Source organism: Azospirillum sp. B506 (assembly GCF_000333595.1).
Taxonomy (GTDB): Bacteria; Pseudomonadota; Alphaproteobacteria; order Azospirillales; family Azospirillaceae; genus Azospirillum.
In genome coordinates, this window is sequence record NZ_BADK01000377.1 from 1 (window position 1) to 1,703 (window position 1,703).

Annotated in this window: 2 protein-coding genes and 1 pseudogene; 2 read left to right on the forward strand and 1 reads right to left on the reverse strand. The window is 68.2% G+C overall.

Translation table 11 applies throughout. The features are described from left to right. On the forward strand, positions 1-716 hold a 716-nt coding region (locus I71_RS11605; protein WP_049976054.1), incomplete at its 5' end, for an alpha/beta fold hydrolase. A 49-nt stretch (positions 717-765) separates the two neighbouring features. Here the strand turns inward: I71_RS11605 and I71_RS11610 are convergent. Next, positions 766-1,089 carry a DUF1289 domain-containing protein gene (locus I71_RS11610; RefSeq protein ID WP_042695017.1) on the reverse strand — a complete coding sequence of 108 codons (324 nt, stop codon included), beginning with the start codon at positions 1,087-1,089 and terminating at the stop codon, positions 766-768. A 313-nt stretch (positions 1,090-1,402) separates the two neighbouring features. On the opposite strand from I71_RS11610, the pseudogene I71_RS11615 reads away from it, so the two are divergent. Further along, positions 1,403-1,703 (forward strand): annotated as a pseudogene (locus I71_RS11615) (cytochrome c oxidase accessory protein CcoG); the annotation flags it as partial.

Sequence of the window (1,703 nt, forward strand, 5' to 3'; positions counted from 1 at the left end):
GGATGGGACGCCCGACGGCACCGCCGGGCTGCCGCCGATCCTGCTGTTCCACGATTCGCTCGGCTGCGTCGACCTGTGGGCAGCTTCCCGGCCCGCCTGCCAGGGCGACGGCGCGGCGGGTCGTCGCCTATGACCGGCTGGGATTCGGCCGCTCCGATGCCCATCCCGGCGTCCTCCCCCTCGATTTCGTCGCGGCGGAGGCGCGGGACATCGTGCCCCTCCTGCTCGACCGTCTCGGCATCGGCGCGTTCGTCGCCTGCGGCCACAGCGTCGGCGGCGGCATGGCGGTGGAGACGGCGGCACGCTTCCCCGCCCGCTGCCGGGCGCTGGTGACCATCGCCGCCCAGACCTTCGTCGAAGACCGCACGCTCGCCGGCATCCGCGAGGCCAAGCAGGGCTTCCAGGAGCCGGCCCAGTTCGCCCGTCTGGCGAGATACCACGGGGACAAGGCGCGCTGGGCGGTCGATGCCTGGACCGAAAACTGGCTGTCTCCCGCCTTTGCCGGCTGGACCCTGGATGCCGCTCTCGCGCGAGTCCGCTGCCCGGTACTCGCCCTGCACGGCGACCGCGACGAATACGGGTCGGCCATGCACCCCGCCCGCATCGCCGCCGGACGCGGAACCGTCCGCCTCCTGCCCGACACCGGCCATGTCCCCCACCGCGAGCGCGAGACCGAGGTGGTGGAGGCGATCCGGGCCTTCCTGTCCGCCCCCTGACGCCACCGCTCCCGCCAACCGCCATGGCCCGGTTCACCCGGCCGGGCCGTCACCCCGCCACGCGCTGGCGCTCGGCCCGCAGGCTTTCCAGCTTCGCTTCAAGCTTGCCGATCTTCCGGTCCAGCTTGCGCAACCGCTTGAGCGGTGACTTCCCTTCGGTCGGTGCGGCGTCGATGCCCTGGCGCAATCTGGCATTGATCGCCGCCTTCGCCGAGTCGCTCAGCCGCTTCCACCCCTTCACCTCCGCCTTGGTGCGGTGACAGCCCAGACAGGCACCGTTCCCGCCGAACCGGCAAAGGCCAATGCACGGATTCCCGGTGTCCCTGTCCGCCCGGTGCTTGTTCACCCGGTGCTTGTTCGAGTTTCCGCTCATGAACCCCGCCGCCCGCTTGTCTCCGCTGGACGACAATGTGAGCCGCCCGCTCCGTTCGGCAATGGCGGGATGCAAGCAACTGGGCCCCAGTAACCGGACAAAGCCTTATTGTCTGGCCCCACTTAGCCTCACAATCCCATCAATGCTGCGTCAAACCGCCACATCAAGCCAATGATTGCAAGATTCCCCCTACAATCTCCTTGAAGCGTCCGCATAATTGATCCATACAAATTGCATCGTCGGAGGGCCGCCGCTCCATACGCCTGTCGTGCATGGACAATCGGCCGGACGGCTTCTTCGTGCCAGGTGATCCATGCCCAGCGATGCGCCCATCATCACCCGCCGCCCCGATCATGGGGCCGCCAACCCTGATCCGCCGCCCGCCCCACCGGCTTATGCGCCCCATCGCAAGATTTATCCCAAGGCGGTCCGCGGGCGATACCGGCACATCAAGACCGTGCTGGGCATGGTCCTGCTGGCGCTGTTCGCCATTCTGCCCTGGTTGCGCTGGGACCGTGGGCCGGGGCTGCCCGATCAGGCTGTGCTGTTCGATCTGGGCAGCCAGCGCTTCTACATCTTCGCCCTGCAGCTCTGGCCGCAGCATGTCTATTACA

Bases quoted from the DNA above. Each gene is read 5' to 3' on its own strand.
- I71_RS11610 (WP_042695017.1), bottom strand. From the start codon at position 1,089: ATGAGCGGAAACTCGAACAAGCACCGGGTGAACAAGCACCGGGCGGAC.